This window comes from Rhodoferax sp. UBA5149 (genome assembly GCF_002413825.1).
In the GTDB taxonomy this organism is placed as follows: Bacteria; Pseudomonadota; Gammaproteobacteria; order Burkholderiales; family Burkholderiaceae_C; genus Rhodoferax.
Genome location: NZ_DHXT01000027.1, coordinates 34,875 through 38,555, shown reverse-complemented (window position 1 = coordinate 38,555; position 3,681 = coordinate 34,875). Strand labels below are relative to the sequence as shown.

General features: G+C 64.2%; 3 protein-coding genes. All 3 read left to right on the top strand.

The window, feature by feature from the left end:
- Positions 1–1,533: peptidoglycan D,D-transpeptidase FtsI family protein (locus B3V69_RS02155; RefSeq protein ID WP_296443359.1), on the top strand; the 1,533-nt coding region annotated here is incomplete at its 5' end.
- Entirely contained in the window at positions 1,533–3,113 is a 1,581-nt protein-coding gene (locus B3V69_RS02150) for a UDP-N-acetylmuramoyl-L-alanyl-D-glutamate--2,6-diaminopimelate ligase (RefSeq protein ID WP_296443357.1), read from the top strand. The genes B3V69_RS02155 and B3V69_RS02150, both read left to right, overlap by 1 nt.
- 5 nt (positions 3,114–3,118) lie before the next feature.
- On the top strand, positions 3,119–3,681 hold a 563-nt coding region (locus B3V69_RS02145), incomplete at its 3' end, for a Mur ligase family protein (protein WP_296443386.1).

Here is a 3,681-nt window from a genome sequence, read left to right as displayed (position 1 = left end):
CGCATCCTGGACCGCAACGGCCTGATCCTGGCGTCCAGCGTTCCCGCGCCCAGTATCTGGGCCATTCCGGAAGATGTTGAGCGGGACGAGACTCAGTTGCGACGGCTCGCCAAGTTGCTCGAAATGCCGATGACCGAACTCAACAAACGGTTGGCAGACGAAGACAAGACCTTTGTCTGGCTCAAGCGCCAAGTCGATGACTCGGTCGCGCAAGAGATCACGGCCATGGGTCTCAAGGGCATTTACCAGCGCAAGGAATACCGGCGTCAGTACCCGGAGGGCGAGGCGGCCGCGCACGTGGTGGGCTTTACCAATGTGGAAGACAAGGGGCAGGAAGGCATTGAGCTCGCGTTCAACAAGGATCTCAGCGGGCGCAACGGATCGCGCCGCGTGATCAAGGACCGGCTGGGGCGGGTGGTGGAGGATGTGGGCGAGCAGATCGCGCCCGTGGATGGGCGGGATTTGCAGCTCAGCATTGACAGCAAGGTTCAGTTCTTTGCCTACCAGAAGCTGCGCGACGCCGTGCTGCTGCACAAAGCCAAGGCCGGCAGTGTGGTGGTGCTGGATGTGGTGACCGGTGAAGTGCTGGCGCTCGCCAACTACCCGAGTTACTCGCCCATGAAGCGGCAAAATTTGAGCGGCGCCCAGTTGCGCAACCGGGCGCTGACCGACACCTTTGAGCCCGGCTCCGTGATGAAGCCGTTCACGATCGGGCTGGCCCTGGAGACCGGCCGCGTCACGCCGCAGACCCTGATCGACACCGGCGCGGGCAAGCTCACCATCACCGGCTCCACGATTTCCGACTCGCACCCCAATGGTGTGTTGACGGTCGAGGGCGTGATTCAAAAATCCAGCAATATTGGCACCACCAAGATTGCCATGCAGATGCAGCCGCGCGAAATGTGGGAGATTTTTTCGCAGGCCGGTTTTGGGCAAAAGCCGCAGATCAGTTTCCCGGGCGCGGTGTCGGGTCGGCTGCGCCCCTACAAGACCTGGCGGCCGATTGAGCAGGCCACCATGTCGTATGGCTACGGCCTGTCGGCCTCGCTGTTCCAGATGGCCCGCTCCTACACCATTTTCTCGAACGACGGTCAGATTATCCCGGTCACGATGCTCAAGAGCAGCGAGCCGGCCGTGGGCGTGCAGGTGTTCTCGGCGCGCACCGCCGGCCAGGTGCGCAAGATGCTGCAGTTGGCCGCGGGCCCTGGCGGCACCGGGCAGAAAGCGCAAACCATCGGCTACTCGGTCGGCGGTAAATCCGGCACCGCCTACAAACAGATTGGCAAAGGCTATGGCAGCGCCGGCAATCGCAAATACCGGGGCTGGTTTGTCGGCATGGCGCCGATCGAGAAGCCGCGCATCATCATTGGCGTGATGATCGATGAACCCACTGCCGGGCAGTATTACGGAGGCGCGGTGGCGGCGCCGGTGTTCAGCGAAGTGGCGCAGCAGACCCTGCGCATGATGGGGGTTCAGCCCGACGTGGCGGTCAAGCCCCAGATCGTGGCCAAGGCGGAAGAGGAGAGCTTGTAATGCTTGAACTCCATACGCCACTGGACGCCGCCAACTGGTTGCGCAGCCGCGTCACCGGCACGATTCATACCGACAGCCGCAAGGTGCAGCCCGGTGACGGTTTTATCGCCTGGCCGGGCGCCGCCACCGACGCCCGCCAGCATGTGGCCGAGGCGCTGGCCAGCGGCGCCCAAGCCTGCCTGGTGGAGCTGGACGGTGCCGAGCGCTTCGCCTTCAGCGACGAGCGCGTGGCAGCCTACGCCCAGCTCAAAGCGGCCAGCGGCCCGATTGCCGCAGCCTATTTCGAACACCCCACGAAGCAACTGGACGTGCTGGCGGTGACCGGCACCAACGGCAAAACGTCCAGCGCCTGGTGGCTGGCTCAGGCGCTATCGAATTTGAAGCAGGTTACGCCCATTCCATGCGGGCTGGTGGGTACTTTTGGCATAGGCCGACCGCCAACGCCGGGTCCTGCCAAGGACGCGGATGCCGGTGTGGATGAGATGTCCGGCATGGTGGCCACGGGCCTGACCACGCCCGACCCGGTGCTGCTGCAACAAACTTTTCTGCGCTTTATCAAAGCGGGCGTCAAAGCGTGCGCCATTGAAGCCTCGTCGATTGGTATTGAAGAGCTCCGGCTGGATGGGACACGCATCCACACCGCCATATTCACCAATTTCACGCAAGACCATCTGGACTACCACGGCAGCATGGAGGCTTACTGGCAGGTCAAAGCGCGCTTGTTTCAGTGGCCGGGCCTGCAATCGGCCGTTATCAATATGGACGATGTCCAGGGGCCGACCTTGCTGGCCATGCTGGACGGCCGGGTGCCTGAGGTATGGACGGTTTCATGCACCGGTCCGGCCCGCCTGCAGGCCCGCGACATCCGCTACGACGCGCAGGGCCTGCGCTTCACCGTGATAGAAAGTGGCGCAGCGCGCGCGGACTCCGGCGACGACAGCCATGTGCTGAGCACCCAGCTGATTGGCACCTACAACGTGTCCAACCTGCTGGGCGTGATCGCTGCCATGCGTTCGCTGGGCGTGCCGCTGGCGGCGATCATCGAGGCCTGTTACGCTTTGAGCCCGGTGCCCGGCCGCATGGAGTGTGTGGGGGCTTCGGGACAGCCCTTGGTCGCCGTGGACTATGCCCACACGCCGGACGCCTTGAGCAAGGCACTGATGGCGCTACGGTCCTTGGCCGACCAGCGCGGCGGACAGCTCTGGTGCGTGTTCGGCTGTGGCGGCGACCGCGATACGGCCAAGCGGCCCCTGATGGGCGTCATCGCTGCCTGCCATGCCGACCAGGTGGTGGTGACCAGTGACAACCCGCGCAGCGAAAAGCCAGAAGCCATCATCAGCCAGATTCTGCTGGGCTTGACCGGTGACGCATCGGTCACCGTCCAGCCCGACCGTGCTTTGGCGATAGCGCAGGCCGTGGCACTGGCGGCGCCAAACGATGTGCTGCTGATTGCCGGAAAAGGTCATGAGGACTATCAAGAAGTGGCCGGTAGACGCTCACCTTTTTCGGATATGGCGCATGTGCGCCATGCCTTGGACGCCTGGGCCGCAGCCGCCACAAGGCAGGGGGCGTCGCGATGACTGACATGATGACGCTGCAGCAAACGCTAGCCTGGCTGGGCGGCGCGCGCCTGGTGGGCGGTGGCATGGCAAGCGGCGTGAACAGCGGCGCGGTGTCGTTCCGGCGCGTGCACACCGACACCCGCACGATCGAAGCCGGCGACCTGTTTGTGGCGCTGCGGGGTGAGCGTTTTGATGCCAATGATTTTCTGGCCGAGGCCAAGGCCAAGGGTGCTGTCGCGGCGATCTGCCAGGGCGATGCCGATGAGCGCTTGCGCGCCGCGGGCTTGCCCGGCTTGGTGGTGGCGGACGCCAAACTGGCGCTGGCCGCGCTGGCCACCCACTGGCGTGCGCAGTTCAAGCTCCCCGTGATCGCGGTGACCGGCAGCAATGGCAAGACCACGGTGACGCAGATGATCGCCGCCATCCTGCGCGCCTTCAAGCCGCAGGCCTTCCTGGCGACGCAGGGCAACCTCAACAATGACATCGGCGTGCCGCTGACCGTGCTGCGTTTGCGCCGCCACCATGAAATTGCCGTGATTGAGTTGGGCATGAACCATCCGGGCGAGATTGCCACCCTGGCCGCCAT